17 protein-coding genes are annotated in these 18,255 nt (G+C 53.2%); 6 read left to right on the top strand and 11 right to left on the bottom strand.

From position 1 onward, the window contains the following. Positions 1 to 3: 3 nt before the first annotated feature. The 8 genes from AYI87_RS11755 to fadB form a co-directional block, all read right to left on the bottom strand. Complete coding sequence (locus AYI87_RS11755; protein ID WP_144202285.1) at positions 4 to 684, bottom strand: hypothetical protein; 681 nt, start codon at positions 682 to 684, stop codon at positions 4 to 6. Between the two features lie 212 nt (positions 685 to 896). Next, on the bottom strand, positions 897 to 4,082 hold the full coding sequence (locus tag AYI87_RS11760; protein WP_144202479.1) for an amidohydrolase family protein: 3,186 nt from the start codon (positions 4,080 to 4,082) through the stop codon (positions 897 to 899). 588 nt (positions 4,083 to 4,670) lie between these two features. Next, complete coding sequence (locus AYI87_RS11765; RefSeq protein ID WP_144202287.1) at positions 4,671 to 5,108, bottom strand: MOSC domain-containing protein; 438 nt, start codon at positions 5,106 to 5,108, stop codon at positions 4,671 to 4,673. 165 nt (positions 5,109 to 5,273) lie between these two features. Continuing rightward, a complete protein-coding gene (gene tusA, locus AYI87_RS11770) occupies positions 5,274 to 5,519 on the bottom strand; it encodes a sulfurtransferase TusA (protein WP_011863825.1) in 246 nt (81 codons plus the stop codon). A 133-nt stretch (positions 5,520 to 5,652) separates the two neighbouring features. Then, positions 5,653 to 6,117 carry a Cys-tRNA(Pro) deacylase gene (gene ybaK / locus AYI87_RS11775; protein WP_144202289.1) on the bottom strand — a complete coding sequence of 155 codons (465 nt, stop codon included), beginning with the start codon at positions 6,115 to 6,117 and terminating at the stop codon, positions 5,653 to 5,655. Further along, the gene (locus tag AYI87_RS11780; RefSeq protein ID WP_144202291.1) at positions 6,101 to 6,589 is read right to left on the bottom strand and encodes a GNAT family N-acetyltransferase; all 489 of its coding nucleotides are present in this window, start codon (positions 6,587 to 6,589) and stop codon (positions 6,101 to 6,103) included. Before AYI87_RS11780 ends, ybaK begins: the two co-directional genes overlap by 17 nt. A 354-nt stretch (positions 6,590 to 6,943) precedes the next feature. Next, on the bottom strand, positions 6,944 to 8,107 hold the full coding sequence (gene fadA / locus AYI87_RS11785) for an acetyl-CoA C-acyltransferase FadA (RefSeq protein ID WP_144202293.1): 1,164 nt from the start codon (positions 8,105 to 8,107) through the stop codon (positions 6,944 to 6,946). Between the two features lie 21 nt (positions 8,108 to 8,128). Beyond that, positions 8,129 to 10,279: a fatty acid oxidation complex subunit alpha FadB gene (gene fadB, locus AYI87_RS11790; protein WP_144202295.1), complete on the bottom strand. Its 2,151-nt coding sequence runs from the start codon at positions 10,277 to 10,279 to the stop codon at positions 8,129 to 8,131. A 306-nt stretch (positions 10,280 to 10,585) separates the two neighbouring features. Here fadB and pepQ point away from each other — a divergent pair, with 306 nt between their 5' ends. The 4 genes from pepQ (at position 10,586) to hemG (AYI87_RS11810) (ending at position 14,674) form a co-directional block, all read left to right on the top strand. Further along, entirely contained in the window at positions 10,586 to 11,908 is a 1,323-nt protein-coding gene (gene pepQ / locus AYI87_RS11795; RefSeq protein ID WP_144202297.1) for a Xaa-Pro dipeptidase, read from the top strand. Between the two features lie 14 nt (positions 11,909 to 11,922). Beyond that, positions 11,923 to 12,537: a YigZ family protein gene (locus AYI87_RS11800; RefSeq protein WP_144202299.1), complete on the top strand. Its 615-nt coding sequence runs from the start codon at positions 11,923 to 11,925 to the stop codon at positions 12,535 to 12,537. A gap of 152 nt (positions 12,538 to 12,689) precedes the next feature. Then, positions 12,690 to 14,147: a TrkH family potassium uptake protein gene (locus AYI87_RS11805; RefSeq protein WP_011863832.1), complete on the top strand. Its 1,458-nt coding sequence runs from the start codon at positions 12,690 to 12,692 to the stop codon at positions 14,145 to 14,147. Continuing rightward, on the top strand, positions 14,147 to 14,674 hold the full coding sequence (hemG, locus tag AYI87_RS11810; RefSeq protein ID WP_144202301.1) for a menaquinone-dependent protoporphyrinogen IX dehydrogenase: 528 nt from the start codon (positions 14,147 to 14,149) through the stop codon (positions 14,672 to 14,674). The genes AYI87_RS11805 and hemG (AYI87_RS11810) overlap by 1 nt, the downstream gene beginning before the upstream one ends. Positions 14,675 to 14,695: 21 nt before the next feature. On the opposite strand, the gene AYI87_RS11815 is transcribed toward hemG (AYI87_RS11810), so the two are convergent. Beyond that, positions 14,696 to 15,001, bottom strand: coding sequence for an ArsR/SmtB family transcription factor (locus AYI87_RS11815; RefSeq protein ID WP_011863834.1), 306 nt, complete (start codon positions 14,999 to 15,001; stop codon positions 14,696 to 14,698). A gap of 272 nt (positions 15,002 to 15,273) precedes the next feature. Between AYI87_RS11815 and hemG (AYI87_RS11820) the strand changes: the two genes are divergently transcribed. Together hemG (AYI87_RS11820) and AYI87_RS11825 are read left to right on the top strand one after the other, a co-directional pair. Beyond that, entirely contained in the window at positions 15,274 to 15,807 is a 534-nt protein-coding gene (gene hemG, locus AYI87_RS11820; protein ID WP_144202303.1) for a menaquinone-dependent protoporphyrinogen IX dehydrogenase, read from the top strand. 115 nt (positions 15,808 to 15,922) lie between these two features. Next, positions 15,923 to 16,459 carry a thioesterase family protein gene (locus tag AYI87_RS11825; RefSeq protein ID WP_144202305.1) on the top strand — a complete coding sequence of 179 codons (537 nt, stop codon included), beginning with the start codon at positions 15,923 to 15,925 and terminating at the stop codon, positions 16,457 to 16,459. A gap of 5 nt (positions 16,460 to 16,464) precedes the next feature. Here AYI87_RS11825 and AYI87_RS11830 read toward each other — a convergent pair whose 3' ends face one another. Together AYI87_RS11830 and AYI87_RS11835 are read right to left on the bottom strand one after the other, a co-directional pair. Next, positions 16,465 to 17,112, bottom strand: a complete 648-nt coding sequence (locus tag AYI87_RS11830) for a glutathione S-transferase family protein (RefSeq protein WP_144202307.1) — start codon at positions 17,110 to 17,112, stop codon at positions 16,465 to 16,467. A gap of 80 nt (positions 17,113 to 17,192) precedes the next feature. Beyond that, a complete protein-coding gene (locus AYI87_RS11835; protein ID WP_144202309.1) occupies positions 17,193 to 18,092 on the bottom strand; it encodes a LysR family transcriptional regulator in 900 nt (299 codons plus the stop codon). Positions 18,093 to 18,255: the final 163 nt, after the last annotated feature.

An 18,255-nucleotide genomic window follows, 5' to 3' on the forward strand; every position in this document is an offset into this window, starting at 1 on the left:
TGCTTAGTAACCTTTAAAACGCATGGTGGAAGGGTCATCTGTCTGTAGGTAGATGGCCTGAAACTGTGTCTCACCCGTGTCGAGTTGGGCCTGCTTGATAAATGCGTAGTTTTTATCAAATTCACTTAATTTATCAATGCTTTGTTGGCTGATAGTGTCTGTTGTAAGGCTTAGGACGCAGATTCTGTCTCCGCAGGCATATTTTTCACTGTATATGGTCTCTGGCAAATGAACTAGCCTATCCGCCAGTGCCGTCTGGCGCTGTTGGCTGGTGGCATCATGGTTATCGAGGGACTCGATGAGATCGACATAGGCTTCCAGGTCTTTATCAAATAGCTTTTTAATCTGCTCACCATCAACGACCCCTTGCGCGTCAATGATTTGCGCCACCAGCAGCTTGGCCGAGGTCTGCTTGTCTTCCTCTACCTCTACCTCATTCCATTCGGGTGTATCTGTATCGACCTTATTACCGTTGTCGGTGTCACTCACAAGGCTTTCTGTTTCTACCTTGCTGCTTGCTTGGGGGTGGGCCGGAGACTGACGTTGAGCACTCCTGTCCTGGTCAGCTTGAGCGATGGGAATCTTTGGCTCATCTCTTGGCTGAGCCTGGTCTGCCTCTAGCATCAAATAGGCGATGGCCGAGGCGGATAATAATATGAGTAGGGGAAGTTTTAGGGATTTCATTTCCAGCATCCTTTTGGTTGTGCTCTTCCAGATTGAGCTTTGGTCGATTAGCTTAGGCTAATTTGCTGGCGAGTGTAAATGCAAGATATAAAAAAAGGGTGTTCCACGTGAAACACCCTTTTTGCTTTTTAGGTCATTTTCGATCTGTTTTTAAATTTTTCTGAAATTAAAATTTGCGGCTTATCTCTGCCAGATTTTAAAATTGAAAACGTTTAAATTTCGAAGAAAAATGGCTTACGTTTAGTCTTGTCACCATTGAGTTGATTCATCGACTCGGCATCGAACAGCTTACCGTTGACCATGGTGTAACTCACCTTATCTGTGACACGGATATTCTCAAGGGGATTACCGTCGATAACGATCAGGTCGGCAAGCTTACCTGTCTTGATCGAACCGAGTTGGTGATCCATGCCGAAGGTTTCCGCCGGGTTGATGGTTGCCGTCTTCAGCACCTCCATGTTGCTCATGCCACCTTGGGCGAACATCCACATCTCCCAATGAGCGGCTAAGCCTTCACGTTGGCCATGGGCACCTATATTGGGCTTCACACCTAGCTCGTTGAGTTCGTTGGCAACTCTGGCAACGTTGAAATGGTTATAGTGAGCATCGGGTGCGGTAGGGCGACGCATGGAGCGCGCGTCTAGCAGATCGCTTGGCACATACTTAGACAGGCGAGGGTGAGACCAGACATCCGTCTTATCGTACCAATAGTTTTCACCCGAGATACCACCATAGGCCACGACCAGTGTTGGCGTATAGTGAACCTCGGTCTGGCTCCAGAACTGTTTGATGTCGCTGTAGATGGCCGCGGCGGGCAGCGAATGCTCTACCGTGGTGTGTCCGTCTGCTATCATGGTCAGGTTATGCTGCAGCAGGCTGCCACCTTCCGGCACCACCATCATCTCAAGTTCTCTCGCCGCAGCGATTACCTGCTGACGCTGATTGCGCCTTGGCTGGTTATAGCTTTTCACACTGAAGGCGCCAACCTTCTTGAGGCGCTCCAGATGGAACTTGGCGTCGTCTACCGAGTCGATGTGAGAGGTATAGCCGGGTAAGTTAGCCCCATAGAGAATCGTCCCGGTTGAGAAGATTCTCGGCCCGACAATGTTACCGGCCTTCTGCTGCTCAGAGGCGGCGAAGATCTCTGTAGTGTCGTTAGAGGGGTCGTGAATACTGGTTACACCCAATGCCAGGTTGGCGTAGAGCTCCCAGTTCTGCTGTGGAATGATCTCATTCTCTCCTTGAGCGCCATGGGCGTGGGCATCGAACAGGCCTGGCATTATGCTCTTGCCCTTGATGTCGATAACCTGGGCGCCCTTAGGCACCTGGGTGTTGGCATCGCCGACGGCGATGATCTTGTTGTTCTCGACGATCACCACGCCGTTTTCGATCACCTTGTCATCTTCCATGGTGATCACTCGGCCGCCGACGAAGGCTATGGTTCCACGTGGAACATCTGCTTTCTTCTCGAAGCCAATCTGAGTGATCTTAGGTTCGATAGCTGGCGTTTTCTCGTCGGTCTGATAGTCGGTGTCGACATCCATCTGGTATAGCTCAGGGCCAAGGGTCCAGTAAAGTTGGTCGCTGTCGCCGTTCCAGCTGATGCTTTCACCGGCGCGCACGCTGAGCTGAGTCACAGGGAGATTATCGGCCTTAGGACCTATCTCTATGGTCTCGCCATGCTTGGCAAATGGGGTTACCCAAACCTTGAAGCGCTCGGCGAAGGCAAGTTGCTTGCCGTCTGGAGAGACCCTGAATTCGGTGGCATGCTTGCTGGTGTAGTGCACCCGTTTCTGGAAGCCATGCAGGTTGATCGAGGCGAGCTGAGGCGTCTCGCCATGATCCATGAAATAAACACGGTCGCTGTCGGCACCAAACTGGGGTTGAAAGCCATCGGGTGTGATCTTGCGGCTCTCTTTGCCCTTGATGTCGACAACATAGAGGCCGGGTTCCTGTGACCAGGTGCGTGGCGTGATATAACCGCCCTTGATCTTACGGTAAACCACGAGTTCACCATCGGGCGAGAAGGTGGGTTCTACATATTTGCCCGGTTCTTGGGTCAATGTCTTGCTACGACCGCCTCTGGCGTTGATGACACGAACGCTACCCTGTTGGTCGTCGTCCCAGGTAGTGAAGACAATCTTCTTACCGTCGCGAGACCACTGAGGATAGAGTTCTCTGACCTTGTCGTCCAAGTCCGTCAGGCGGCTAACCTTACCCTCGGGTAGACGCTTAACCCAGAGTTTGCCCAGTGCTTCATATACCACCTTGTCGCCGTCCGGTGATACCTGCGCCATGCGCAGCATCTTCACGTCGAAGCTGTCTTGATCGATATTCTGCTTGAAGCGTACCGATGGCTGCACTGCCAGTTCGGTTTTCACCTTGAAGGGGATCTCTTTGACCGACTTACTCTCCACGTCTAGGCGATTGATCTTACCGCCAGCCCAGAAGACTAATTCCTGGTTGTCGGCCGTCCAGCTCATGGTTGGGTAGACGCCATGGATGGCCCAGGTTTCCTGCATATCACGATCTAGCTTGTCGTAAAGCTTGGTTTTCTTGCCAGACTTTAGATCCAATAGGTAGAGGGTAGATTGGAAACCATCACGTTTGATGTAGGCGAGCTTTGTGCCATCCGGGCTCGGGGTTGGGCGAATCGCGCCGCCAGTGCCTTCGATCAATACCTCTATGTCACCGGTCTGGGTGTCATAGCGTTTGATCTTATAGATGCCTTTCACCGAGTCCTTGGAGTAATGGAAGGTCTTACCCGGGGTGGCATCCTGGCTGAAGTAGACGTAGCGACCATCGGGTGAGTAGGCGGGTTCGCCTAGGTCTTTCTGCTCGTTAGGGCGTTCTGTCAGCTTAACGCCTGTACCGCCGGCAACGTGATATAGCCAGACTTCGCCCGCCCCCAGGCTGCGGCTGCCGGTAAAGTGTTTGCGGCCGATGAGATATTGAGAATCAGGGCTCCAAGCCGGGCTGTTGAGTAGGCGGAAGGTTTCCTTAGTGACAGGGCGGGGATCTGTGCCATCGGCATTCATCACCCAAATATTGTCGCCGCCATCTTCATCTGAGGTGAAGGCGATGTACTTACCATCCGGGCTATAGACGGGTTGCATCTGCCAGGCGATACCTTGGGCCAGTGGCTTAGCTTCGCCGCCTTCGATGGGCATCTGATAGATATCACCCAGCAGGTCGAACACTATCTGTTTGCCGTCTGGGCTGACGCTGACGTTCATCCAGGTGCCTTCGGTGACATCTATCTTCACCTGTTCCAGCGGTGCCTTGGCCGGTGCATTAACCTGCCAGGCCGGAGGCGCATCTTTGTCTGCCGCCCAGCTGGGCAGGGCAAGTGTGAGGGCAATTGCCGTGCATAGGGGCGTTAATTTTTGTTTTAGCATAGGAGTTCCCAGTTTCATTATTATCCTTAGTTGGGCGCCTTCGAGTGGCTACAGAGAGGTAGTTGTATACAATAAGCACTAGGGCCTGTTGATCTTTAGCGTTCACTTTTGCAGCATTCTGTATCGCTTTAATACAAGGCTGAGCGATTGTAATGTAGTGCACTACATCAATGAGCGATAACGCAGTAGAAAAATGATACAGACGCTGCCCGTAGGGTTCGTCTTGAGCACGTTCAACTCTTTGTTGCTCGGCTTTTATATAGAATAACTATATCTCAAGCCTCGAGCCGCGATTTGAACGTGCTCAATTAGAACAAAACTTGTTCTCAAAAGGTCAACAGGCCCTAGTTATCGCATAAATTCGATAACAGTAAAACCTAAATTCTGTGACATTTGGTGAATGGAGAGGATAGCCTGGACGGCTTAAATTGGGCTTAAGTTAGATAGGCCGAATGCCTTAGTGAATATATCAAGGGAAGGCTAAGTCGGTAATTACCTTGCTGCTAAAGTTGCGTTACCGGGAGTGAAATATGCTTGATAGCAGGCAGCCTAGGTGGCCGCCTGTGGGGGAAAAGATTACCTGAGCTATTAGGCTATCTGTACGCTATCGCCGATACAGATCTCGGCATCGTTGAGTACTCGGCAGGTGACGCCGCCGCGCCAGTCTGGTCGCAGGACCTCCTCGAGTCCTGCATAGGCCATCTCCATCTTCTTGCAGGGATCGGTTTCGCCTGTGATCTCCAGTTGTAAGGCGCCTACGTGAATCACCTTGCCGAGATCTTTTTCGCTGAAGCTGATGCCATCTATGAGTAAATTGGCTCTGCGGGTGGTCCAGGGAAGTTCGGTATCGAGTGCCTCGCAGGCGGCGAGCCATTGCTGCGCCGACAGTAGGGTGACCTGACGTTTACCTGGCTTTCCAAATACATCTTGTGCAACCCCTGTGCTGGTGGTGACGAGTGCCGCCGAGGTTTCCAGCATGGGTCCACCTTTGACTACCTTGTAGCTAATGCCTTGTAAACTTGCCATTTCTATCAATCCTTTTGAATGCCGAATCTCAGTGTAAACCGTGACTCGAACCGCTGGCAAGGGGAATCGGCTGGGTGCCGAGTGCGCATAGGCGCTGGGGAAGGTGCGGGTCGATTAAGGCAGAAGAGCAGAGCTACTGCCTTAATCGGTGGAACTCTAGTTGGATTAGAGACCCTTCTTGATCAGATATTGATAAGGTGTCGACTCGGTCTGGCTGGCGATCAGGGTGTGATCCATAAACTCACAGAAGCTGGGAATGTCACGTGTGGTCGCCGGGTCGTCGGCGATGATCAGCAGGGTCTCTCCCTCGTTCATCTTGCGCACCGATTTTCTCACCATCATTACAGGCTCGGGACAACGTAGTCCCAGGGCGTCGAGTTGGTGTTGTGCTTGTGCAAAAGGGTCGCTCATATCGTAAACCTTAATTGAAGTGAGACCGGATAAAATCGAGGGGGCTAATATTACGCTAGCCGGGCGTTTAAGCCAAGTCGCGCCCCCTGGATTTGTGATCCTATAAAGGACGTTTCACGTGAAACACCCTGGATTATACCAAAGAGGCGAAACGCGCCTGAGTAACATCTTGCAGATCCGCAGGGGTGAGTTCTATATCCAGGCCTCGGCGCCCACCACTGACATAGATCTGCGCTAGCTGCTGGGCGCTCTCGTCGATAAAGGTGGCAAGTCGTTTCTTCTGCCCAATAGGGCTAACGCCTCCTAACACATATCCCGTGCTGCGCTGCACCTTTTCCGGCGCGGCCATGGCAGCCTTCTTGGCTTTCGCCGCCTTCGCCAGTTGTTTCAGGTTGAGCTTCTTGTCTACCGGGATGATGGCCACCACCAGGGTGCCATTATCGAGTTCGGCGACCAGGGTCTTAAAGACCCAATCCAGTGGCAGCTGAAGTTTCTCTGCCGCCTCCAGTCCATAGGCACCGGCATTGGCGTCGTGTTGATATTCATGGAGACGATAGGGGATCTTGGCCTTATCGAGCATCTTAGTTGCGGGTGTCATGATTCTCTCTTTCTAAGGATTTACGCATCACGCTGAACAATAGGTCTGAGTAGGGAAGTGTAGCGACAAGCTGCCAGCCTAAGCTGTGATAGAGGGCGAGGTTTTTGGCTTCCGTTTGCAGATAGAGACTATCTGCGTCGAAGGCTAAGGCATATTGTTCGGCAACGGTTATTAATGCTGTGGCTATGCCCAGACCTCGATGAGAGGGGCTTACATAGAGGCCGCCGAGCCAGACGCTATCGGCAGAATATTGAGGGTTTTCCTGATATCTGAGCTGGATGGCGCCGATGGGAACATTGTTATGCAAGGCTACCCAGAGTTGGGGAATGGCGTCTAATTGCAGATATTGGCTCAGGGTGTGGGTCAACTCCGCTTGGCTGCGATTCGGCCCCAGGTGACCCCATTCCTCATGATACCAGCTGGCCACTTGGCCTATGGCCTCAGGCTTATCTATCAACCGAATAATGTCCATATGCCTCCATCTTAAATCAAGCGCCTGATGTTGATATTACAGCAGTGGTTACGAAGTTAAAGCCAGAAACTATCTTATACCAATCGTAGTAAATAGCTGTTCATTCTAGCTTGTTAAAATGCGCGATAACGGCGTTAGTATTTTTGATTGTAGAATAACTACTTATCTAAAAATCCTGCCTTGTTCTCACGCGTTTTCCCTGCGCTATTTCTGACCATCTACTTACTGTGATTGGTATTAGTCGCTTGAGGCGTAAAAGGCCTACTGAGGAAAGTGTGGTCTTGGTGTTTCACGTGAAACAAAAAAGGAGCGACTGGGTCGCTCCTTTTCTTAGGCAAAACGGTAAGGGACGCGTTAGGCGCGTTCGAATACGGTTGCTATGCCTTGGCCCAGACCGATACACATGGTCGCCAGACCTAGGGTCGCATCTTTGCTTTCCATCAGGTTGATCAGCGTAGTCGAGATACGTGCGCCCGAGCAGCCCAGTGGATGACCCAGGGCGATAGCGCCGCCGTTGAGGTTCACCTTCTCATCCACCAGATCCATTAAGCCAAGGTCTTTCACACATGGCAATGACTGCGCGGCGAAGGCCTCGTTGAGCTCGATAAGGTCGATGTCGTTCATGGTGAGACCTGCGCGTTGCAACGCCTTCTGGGTGGCCGGTACTGGACCATAGCCCATGATGGCGGCGTCACAACCAGCAACCGCCATAGAGCGGATACGTGCGCGGATTGGCAGACCTAAGGCCTTGGCTTTCTCTTCTTCCATGACCAACATGGCCGAGGCGCCGTCAGACAGTGCCGAAGAGGTGCCAGCGGTAACAGTACCGTTGGCTGGGTCGAATACCGGACGCAGGGTCGCCAGCGACTCCAGCGAGGTCTCAGGACGAATCACCTCATCATGCATTACCTTGATCAGTGCGCCGTTGGCGTCATGACCCTCGATAGCATGGATCTCGTTGGCAAAGCGGCCTTCGACTGTTGCCGCGTGGGCACGTTGGTGTGAACGTACCGCAAACTCATCTTGCTGTTGGCGTGTGATTCCGTGCATCTTACCAAGCATCTCGGCGGTGAGGCCCATCATGCCCGAGGCCTTGGCAACATTGGTGGCCAGGCCTGGGTGGAAGTCGACCCCATGGTTCATCGGCACGTGGCCCATGTGTTCGACACCGCCGACGATAAAGGTATCGCCCATGCCAGTCATGATAGCACGAGCCGCCTGATGAATGGCTTCCATGGAAGACCCACATAGACGGTTTACCGTCACCGCTCCGGCCTGCTTCGGAATGCCCGCCAGTAGCGCTGCGTTACGTGCGATGTTGAAGCCCTGTTCCAGCGTCTGTTGTACACAACCCCAGATCACGTCTTCAATGGTATTAGGATCGAGTTGAGGATTGCGAACCAACAGGGCCTTCATCAGCTCGGCAGAGAGCGACTCGGCGCGCACGTTTCTGAATACCCCAGCCTTAGAGCGGCCCATGGGAGTACGGATGCAATCTACAATAACTGCTTGTTTCATTATTCTATTCCTTCCGGGTGATTAGGCTGGGTAGTAACTGCCGTTGGTGGCAGCCAGTTCACGCATCTTGTCGGTTACCTGATACAGGCCACCCAGGTGGGCGTACTGGTCAGCAAGGGCGACGAAGTTAGCGACACCTAAGGTGTCCAGGTAGCGGAACACACCTCCTCTGAATGGAGGGAAACCGAGTCCATAAACGAGTCCCATATCGGCTTCGGCTGGCGTGGCTATGATGCCTTCTTCCAGACAACGAACCGTTTCGATGATCATAGGGATCATTGTGCGGGCGATGATCTCGTCGCTGCTGAACTCCTTCTGCTCACCGAAGGCGTTGCCCAGTAGCTCATAGCTGCGCGGGTCGACCTCTTTCTTCGGCTTGCCGCGACGATCCACCGAATATTGGTAGAAGCCTTTTCCATTCTTTTGACCGAAACGTTCGGCCTCAAACATGACGTCGATGGCGTCTTTGCCTTCTTTCGCCATTCTGTCAGGGAAGCCTTCGGCCATCACGGCCTGGGCGTGATGACCCGTGTCCAGACCAACTACGTCAAGTAGATAGGCGGGGCCCATAGGCCAACCGAACTGCTTTTCCATCACCTTGTCGATGGCAGCAAAGTCTGCGCCATCTTCTAGCAGGCCGCTGAAACCGGCGAAGTAGGGGAAGAGTACACGGTTAACAAAGAAGCCCGGGCAGTCGTTGACCACGATAGGCGTCTTGCCCATCTTGGCGGCGTAAGCCACGACAGAGGCAACAGTCTCTTCTGAGCTATGCTCGCCGCGAATGACCTCAACCAGTGGCATCTTGTGTACCGGGTTGAAGAAGTGCATGCCACAGAAGCGCTCTGGTTTCTGCAGGCTCTTGGCCAGCAGATTGATTGAGATGGTGGAGGTGTTAGAGGTTATGATGGCATCTTCGCCCACGACCTGTTCGACTTCTGCCAGTACGGTCGCCTTCACCTTAGGATGTTCTACCACGGCTTCGACCACGACATCGGCTTGCTTGAGCGCGTTGTAGTCCAGAGTTGCCGTGATGTTGTTGAGCACGTCCGCCATCTTGGCCGGTGTCGAGCGACCACGATTGATCTGCGCCGTGAGCAGCTTGGCTGCCTCGTTGAGACCAAGATCCAGTGCCGCCTGATTGATATCTTTCATTACGATAGGCGTGCCCTTGCTGGCGCTCTGGTAGGCGATACCGCCACCCATGATGCCTGCGCCCAGCACGGCGGCGGAGTTAACCGCTTGTGCCTGTTTGGCAGCCTTCTTGGCCTTGCCTTTAACTAGTTGGTCGTTAAGGAAGATACCGATAAGCGCCTTGGCTACGTCTGTCTTGGCCAGCTTGATGAAGGCCTGATGTTCTACCTGTAGTGCCTCGACGCGCTCGCTGGTAGCCGCCTTCTCGATCACTTCGACAACAGCCATAGGTGCAGGATAGTGTTTACCGGCAACCTTGAATACCATGCCCTTGGCGGTGGCAAATGACATCATGGCTTCCAGCTTAGGCAGGGTCAGCGGCGACAGCTTGCGCTGACGACGGGCTTGCCAGTCAATCTTCTCGCTGATGGCATCTTGCAGCATCTGGCGCGCCGCCGTTTCCAGCAATTCTGGAGCAACTACGGCGTCGATGGCGCCAACCTTGAGGGCGGCTTCTGGGCGCTGATCTTTACCTGTGGTGATCCACTCAAGTGCGTTGTCGGCACCTATCACGCGAGGTAGTCGCACAGTACCGCCAAAGCCAGGGATGATGCCCAGCTTAGTCTCTGGCAGGCCGATGCGCGCCGAGGTGTCGGCGATACGCAGGTCAGTGGCTAGGATGGTTTCGCAGCCGCCGCCCAGGGCGAAGCCCTTGATGGCCGAGATGGTTGGGAAGGGCAGATCTTCGAGCTTGTTAAACACCTTGTTGGCATCTTCCAGCCAGCCCTGTAGCACGCTGTCGTCTTGTGCAAAAAGTCCCAGGAATTCTGTGATGTCGGCGCCTACGATAAAGGCATCTTTGCCTGAGGTGAGCATCAGGCCCTTAACCCCTTGGGTTTGTGCTAGGGCATCGAGTGCGTCGTTAAGGGAGTTGAGGGTTTCTCGATCAAACTTATTGACTGAGCCCTCGGCGTTAAAACAGAGCCGAGCGATATTGTCTTCAAGTAATTCCACTTGAATCGTAGGACTTTGGTAGATCATTGCTTGCTTCCTTATTGCTTAAAGAGCGCCACCCACTATTAGAATCTTATAGCGTAGGTAAAAATCTCTATCTTACAGCAGGCCATCATTTGACCAGTTGCTGCTCAGTGTGCGTCTAAATCAGATAAATTTCAACACCCAATTTAAACACTTGTTTAATTTTGTTCGATTAGGGGGATTTTTGCCCTTATGTTAGACTCACTAGATCATAGTCGCTGTGCTAAAAATAGGGCCTCGGGATCGCGTTTTTCATCCAAAAGAATGGGGTGCAACCTAGGGCCACAGAAGAATAACAGGAAGCTTATTATGGAAAACTTAGCCACCCTCTATCCCGCCCATATTATTGAACTGAACCGGCGCGTTGCCGAGATCACCGCAAGAGAGCAGTTGGCCGGCTTAGTGATTCATTCGGGTCAGCCCCATCGTCAGTTTCTCGATGATCTGGATTACCCCTTTAAGGTCAATCCGCACTTCAAGGCCTGGCTTCCGGTTATCGATAATCCCCACTGCTGGCTGATCGTCAATGGCCGCGACAAGCCGCAACTCATCTTCTATCGTCCGGTGGATTTTTGGCATAAGGTAGCCGATCTTCCAGAGGATTTTTGGACGACCGAGATAGAGATCAAGGTGCTGACCAAGGCCGATAAGGTGGCAGATCTGCTGCCGGGCAAGTTGCAGGAGTGGGCCTATATTGGCGAGCATCTGGATGTCGCCGATGTGCTGGGCTTCGGTAGCCGTAACCCCGAGGCGGTGATGAGCTACCTGCATTATCACAGAGCCAGCAAGACTGCCTATGAGTTGGCCTGCATGCGCCGGGCGAGTGAGATCGGTGTGCGGGGTCATGTGGCGGCCAAGAGTGCCTTCTATGCGGGCGCGAGCGAGTTTGAGATCCAGCAAGCTTATCTGGCTGCGACCGATATGGGCGAGAACGATGTGCCCTACGGCAACATCATCGCACTGAATCAAAACGCCTCAATCTTGCACTACACGGCGCTGGAGCATGTGTCGCCCAAGCAGCGACTCTCGTTTCTTATCGATGCCGGTGGTAGCTTCCATGGCTATGCCTCGGACATTACCCGTACCTATGCTTTCGAGAAGAACCTGTTCGGCGATCTGATCGCCGCCATGGACAAGTTACAGCTGGCCATCATAGAGATGATGCGTCCGGGCGTGAAGTATGTGGATCTGCATCTGGCGACGCACCAGAAGCTGGCGCAGCTGCTGCTGGACTTCAAGCTGGTGCAAGGCGATCCACAGGGGCTAATAGAGCAGGGTATCACCAGCGCCTTCTTCCCCCATGGTCTGGGGCATATGTTGGGCCTACAGGTACATGATATGGGCGGCTTCCTCCACGACGAGCGCGGCACCCATATCGCGCCGCCGGAGGCGCATCCCTTCCTGCGTTGTACTCGCACCTTGGCGGCGAACCAGGTGCTGACCATAGAGCCAGGGCTTTACATCATCGACAGCCTGCTCAATGAGCTGAAACAGGATGGTCGCGCCGATTGGGTTAACTGGCGGATGGTGGATCAGGTGCGCCCCTTCGGTGGTATTCGTATCGAAGACAATGTGATCGTCCATAGCGATCACAACGAGAATATGACTCGCGATCTGGGTCTGCACGGTTAACAGGTAAGGCGTTTTTGAGCGAGAGTTATCCCATTCCGGTCAAGCCGGTCACTATAGAGGAAGAGATAAAGCATAGTCGCTTTATCTCTTTTCTATTTCACTGTCCATCTGAAGATGCGCTGAAGTGTGCGCTTACTAACGTTAAGGCCGAGTATCCGGGGGCTAATCACTATTGCTACGCTTTTATCGCCGGTGCACCGGACAACAATGTGGCCATGGGCAGCAGTGATGATGGTGAGCCGTCCGGCAGCGCCGGGCGTCCCATGCTGGCCAGCCTGCAAGGTGCCGAAATTGGTGAGATAGGCGCCGTCGTGGTGCGCTATTTTGGTGGTACTAAGTTAGGTGTTGGTGGCCTGGTGCGCGCCTATAGCTCTGGCATCAAACAGGGGCTGGCGCAGCTGGAGACCGAGATAAAGCAGATCCGTTATCCGGGGCGACTGGCGTGCGACTATCATCAGCTCAAAGATGTGGAGCACTTTCTTGAGCTCTGTGAGGGGTTGGTTGTCGATAAGGTGTTTACCGACAGGGTGAGCCTGAGCTTCGAGATGCCCAAGGCGACTCAGAGGCGTTTCAATCAGGAACTCGCGACCCTGAGTCAGGGACGCCTCAAGGCGGAGTTTTCTGACTGATGCCCAAGCGGAAGCGAGAGTGGGCTAACATGTTCGCAAAGGGCTTTTTGCCTCAGGTTACAAAGCGCCAATAAATTTTATACAACTGCCGGGATAAACTATGCGAGAATGCGCCAGTGCGTCTTCGCTAACGGAATAATAAAAACGCCCTAATGCAATATAGAACCATTATAAGAATTACAGGCCTACTCATGGGGCTGTTTTCTTTGTCGCTTCTGCCGCCAGCGCTGGTTGCCGTGATCTACAAAGATGGCGGGGGCACCGCCTTTCTGCAGGCCTTCTTCCTCAGCTTGTTACTCGGCTTCGTGCTCTGGTATCCCAACAGGCGCCACAAGAAGGACCTGCGTACCCGAGAGGGCTTCATGCTGGTGGTGCTCTTCTGGGGCGTGCTGGGCTCCATAGGTGCCGTGCCTTTTATCTTCTCCAGTCAGCCGGACCTCTCGCTCACCGACAGCTTCTTTGAGTCCTTCTCGGCGCTCACCACTACAGGGGCGACCGTGCTGGTGGGGCTCGATAGCCTGCCCAAGGCGATCCTCTTCTATCGCCACCTATTGCAGTGGCTCGGCGGCATGGGGATCATCGTCCTGGCGGTAGCCATTCTGCCCGTGCTCGGGATTGGGGGGATGCAGCTCTACCGTGCGGAGATCCCCGGGCCGGTGAAAGACAGTAAGATGACGCCGCGAATCGCGGAGACCGCCAAGGCGCTCTGGTATATCTATCTGGCGCTGACCATCGCCTGTGCCTTCGCCTACTGGGTCGCCGGCATGGATGTGTTCGATGCCATCTGTCACTCTTTCTCAACCATCGCCATCGGCGGCTTCTCTACCCATGATGCCAGTATGGGCTATTTCGATAGCACGGCGATCAACATGGTGTGTGTGGTGTTTTTGTTGATTGCGGCGCTGAACTTCAGCCTGCACTTTGCGGCCTTTACCCGCCGCGGCATCAACCTCAAGGTCTACCTGAGAGACGCCGAATTTAAGGCGCTTATCGTGATCCAGCTGGCGCTGACGCTGATCTGTTTCGCAACCCTGTACCATACCGGCATCTATGACAGTGCCGAGGAGACTTTCGACTTCGCCCTGTTCCAGGCGGTCTCTATCTCCACCACGGCGGGCTTCGGTACCGAAAGCTTCCATATGTGGCCGCTGTTCCTGCCTATGCTGCTGATCTTCTCCAGCTTCATCGGTGGCTGTGGCGGCTCTACCGCCGGCGGCATCAAGGTGATGCGGATGATCTTGCTGCTGCTGCAGGGCTCCCGTGAATTGAAACGCCTGGTGCACCCCAGGGGCATGTTCTCCATCCGTATCAATGGTAAGGCGCTGCCGGATCGCATCATAGATGCGGTATGGGGCTTCTTCTCTGCTTACGCCCTCGTTTTTGTGGTTTGCATGTTGATCCTGATGGCGCTGGGCATGGATAATATCACCGCCTTCAGCGCGACTGCGGCCTGTTTGAATAACCTGGGGCCTGGGCTAGGTGAGGTGGCCAGTAACTATGCCAGCATTGGCGATGGCGAGAAGTGGGTGTTGGTGGTGGCCATGCTATTCGGCCGATTGGAAGTGTTTACCTTATTGGTGTTGTTTACACCGACTTTTTGGAAGAATTAATGAGTCGTACCCTAATTATCTATTCGACCGTAGACGGTCAGACGAAAGCCATCTGTGATCAGATTGCCGAGCAGTGCAAGTCGGATACTCAGCTGGTGACCATGGTCAGCCTGGAAGAGGCCCAGTCTGTCAATCTCTCCTATTTTGACAAGGTCATCATAGGGGCGAGCATTCGTTACGGCAAACACAGACCCGAACTGTTCCAGTATGTGAACCGTCACAGAGCCGTGTTAAACGGCAAGAAGAACGCCTTCTTTACCGTGAACGTGGTGGCGAGAAAGCCGGAGAAGAATACGCCCGAGACTAACCCTTACATGAAGAAGTTTCTGCAGCTGTCGCTGTGGCAGCCTCAGCAGCTGGGTGTCTTTGCGGGTAAGATCGATTATCCCAAGTACCGTTTCTTCGATAAGTTCATGATCCGTTTCATCATGTGGATCACTAAGGGCCCCACAGATACCTCGGGTACCTATGAATTTACCGATTGGGATAAGGTGCAGGAGTTTGCGAAAGCCTTTAGCGAGCGTTAAAGGCTTTCATCTTCGCAGGAATTATACGCAGTAACGCTTGTAGAGAATTGAGATCACCTCGGTGACCTGTTCGTTTTTCAGTGTGTAGTATACGATCTGTGAGCTCTTGCGGGTCGCCACTAGATCTTCGGCGCGCAATACCGCCAGGTGTTGTGACAACGCAGACTGGCTCAGAGGCACGTTTTCATTTAGCTGTGTCACGCTCAGTTCATTGTCGAGTAGCTGGCACAAGATCATCAATCTATAGGGATTGGCTATTGCCTTAAGCCACTTGGCTGCGCTCTGGGCATTGGTGACCATTGCATCTACATCAATATCTTTTTGCATACGGCAACTCTCTTGTATTCTATTAATTAGATTATTCTAATTAAATGGGGAAGTGAAAGCAATGATACTCAGCCAGCCTGGGTAACTCAATGGGAGCCGACCTGTGTCCTTTTAGGATTGCTCATGATTTTGTAGTTATTTTACCCCGAGTTAAATATCCAATTGGTGGTGTATTTCACAAAAACCTTAACTAAATTGTGATCCAATTTGGGGTTTCTCCCGCACTTTGCTGCAACAATGTGGCTCTCTTTTCCGATACAGATGAGTCGCTTATGGCTTCAGTACTAATTGTTTACTATTCTCGCGGTGGTCATACGGCCAAGATTGCCCAGGCGATGGCGGCGCACTTGGACACTCAAGGGCATAGTTGCGACGCCCTGCGTATTGGCGAGTTTGAGCATATCGATTGGGAAAAATACGACTATGTTGCCGTGGGCGCCTGCGTGCTCTATGGCAGCTACCATAAGTCTGTGTTCGAATTTGTCACCCGCTATCAGGTAGAGCTGGCGGCTAAGCCCAACAGCTTCTTCAGCGTCAACGTGGTGGCCCGTAATCCCGAGAAACGGATCCCCGAAAACAACAAGTATCTGCAGAAGTTTATCGAGCTCTCTCCCTGGAAGCCGAAGGACGTTAAGGTGATTGCCGGCAAGGTGGATTACCCCTCCTGGCGTTGGTATGACAGGTGGATGATCCAGCTGATCATGAAGATTACCGACGGCCCAACCGATCCTAAGGCGGTGATCGATTACACCGACTGGGAAGACGTTAAGTTATATGCCGAGCATCTGTTAACCCTCAAGGATTAGCCTCTACTCTCTATTCATCGCGCCCTGGCAACAGCCCTTGCCTCGGCGCGATCTTGCTTGTCACCTGGTCTGACCTCTGGTAGCCTTTGCCCTTCATTTAAGGGAGCCGGGTGAGATGAACCTCTATTTTCGTTTGTTTTGGTTGATGTTTTGGCGGGTACGCCATTGTCGTCGTATCGATTTTCTGGGCACGAGTACCATTAGCTATCGCGCCTTGCCGCTGGATTGCGACATTAACCTGCACCTGACTAACTCCCGCTATCCCGCCCTGATGGATCTGGCCCGTACCTACATGTTGGCCGAGATGGGGCTGCTGAAACGCTTCTTGAAACTCAAGTGGTTGCCGATCGTCAACGCCGCCGAGTTCACCTATATTCGCGACATTAAACCCCTGTGTAAATTCGACATTCAGAGTCGAGTGGTGGGGTGGGACGAGAAATACTTCTATGTCGAGCAGCGCTTCGTCAGCGGCGACACCCTTCACTGTATCGTGCATGTGCGCGGCGTGTTCGTGAACAACCGCAAGCAGGTACCGATTAAGGAGATGCTCAAGGAGGCGGGCTTCGAAGGTCCCGAACCTTGCCTACCGCCGGAAATCGAGAAGTGGAAAGCCTTCCTCACGCTGAAGAAAGAGCGCAACCTGCCAGCTTAACTTTTTTAGGGGATGGGGCGGAATCCGGCCTGCACTGCGGCGCGGGTGAGTTCTATCTCTTCCTGTACCTGGATCCAGGCGCCTCGGGTGTTGGCCTGATTCAGGTATCTATCGATGGGATCCAGCTGGTACAGCTTGAAGCGATTTCTGGCGTGGATCAGGCAAGGGATCAGGGCGCAATCCGCCATGGTAAAGGCATCGCCGCAGAGCCAGTGATGCCGCTGCAACTTGTCGTTCAACTCATTCAGTAGCAGCATGATCTCCTTCTCTAACTGTCTCGCCTTAATCGGATTGTCCTCTTCGCGGGCATCCATCTGTTCCAGTAGATAGAGGGGATTGTTCAGGTCGTTGTCGATGAGACGATCGTACAGGCGCACCTGTAGGCGCTGAGAGTAATCCTGCGGCAGCAGCCGGGTGCCGGTGGCAAATTCATGGTCTACATAGTCGATGATGATGCTGGATTCGGGCAAGAGCTCGCCGGTGCGCGTCTTGAGCAGGGGTAATTTCCCCAAGGGATACTGCTGCTTAAATTCGTTGCGGGAAAAGGGATCGCTCAGCTCTATCACCCTGGGATAGAAGTTGGCCTGTTTCTCGTAGAGGGCGATCAAGACTTTTTGGGAATATCGTGACAGGGGATGATAGAAGAGTTCCATCAAATGCACCTCCCATTTGCCCAGAACCAATAAGCTAATCTTAGTCCGAAATCCCGCATCTGGCCTGCTTTTAGCTCGTTTTATGCCGTCGGTGTGAGTCGCTCGGTCAGCAGTTCGATAAGTGCCCTGACTCTTGGCGGAATCACCTCAAGATAGGGATGTACTAGGTAGAGGGCGCCTCGTCCCAGATGATAGTCTGGCAGTAGCTGTACCAGCTGGCCATTGGCAAGGTGCTGGCTTATCAAGGGGGAGGGCAGCAAGGCAACGCCCAGCCCCTGCATCACCAGGCTCAGGGTTCCCTGTAGGCTGTTGCAGTTGATGAAAGGGCTAAGCTGCAGGCGGACACGCTCGCCTTCGCTGTTTTCAAACTGCCAATGTCTGGGGAGCCTGTCGCCCGCCAGGCCTATCCAATGATGATGGCTGAGATTGTCCGGATGCACAAGTGCGCCATGGTGCGCAACATAGTCTGGGCTCGCTACCAGATACTCATCGAAGCGGTCCAGCCTGGTCTCGTTGACACTGGGCTGACTGGCGGCGCCTATCTGAATCGCTACATCTATCTGATGCTCGGTGAGGTCCAGCTGTCTGTCCTGAATCAGTAGGGAGAGATGCACCTTGGGATAATGCTGGTGAAACACCTTGATGATGGGGGCTATCACTCCATCGCCTAGCGCCTGGGGGACGGCGAGGGTGATGCTGCCTTGCAGCTCCGCATCTGCTGGCTGCAGCGAGGTTTCTGCCTGCTTGGCGAGTTTGAGTAGCTCCGCGCAGTAACGGTAAAATGATTGGCCCTCCTGGGTGAGCGAAAGGCTGCGGGTGGTTCTGTTTAAAAGACGCGACTGGCATCTGTGCTCCAGTTTCTTTAGGTGTTGACTCACCATGGAGCGGCTAATGTTGAGCGACTCTGCGGCGCGGGTCAAGGAGCCCTGCTCGACCACACTGGCAAAGACCAACATACGATAGAGTTGTGATGCGTCCATAATTAACCTCAACGGCCTCTCACCGGTCTAAGTGCAAGCCAATTGCAATCATCTCTGGTTATTGTTTACTAATGTTGTAAAAATAAACCCATATATGGGTTATTTATTGTTCATGGTAACCAATATGTCAAAGTTGGCTGGGGTCGTCTCGAGCCGTTTGGCG

It is taken from the genome of Shewanella sp. KCT, from assembly GCF_007636505.1.
GTDB lineage: Bacteria > Pseudomonadota > Gammaproteobacteria > Enterobacterales > Shewanellaceae > Shewanella > Shewanella halotolerans.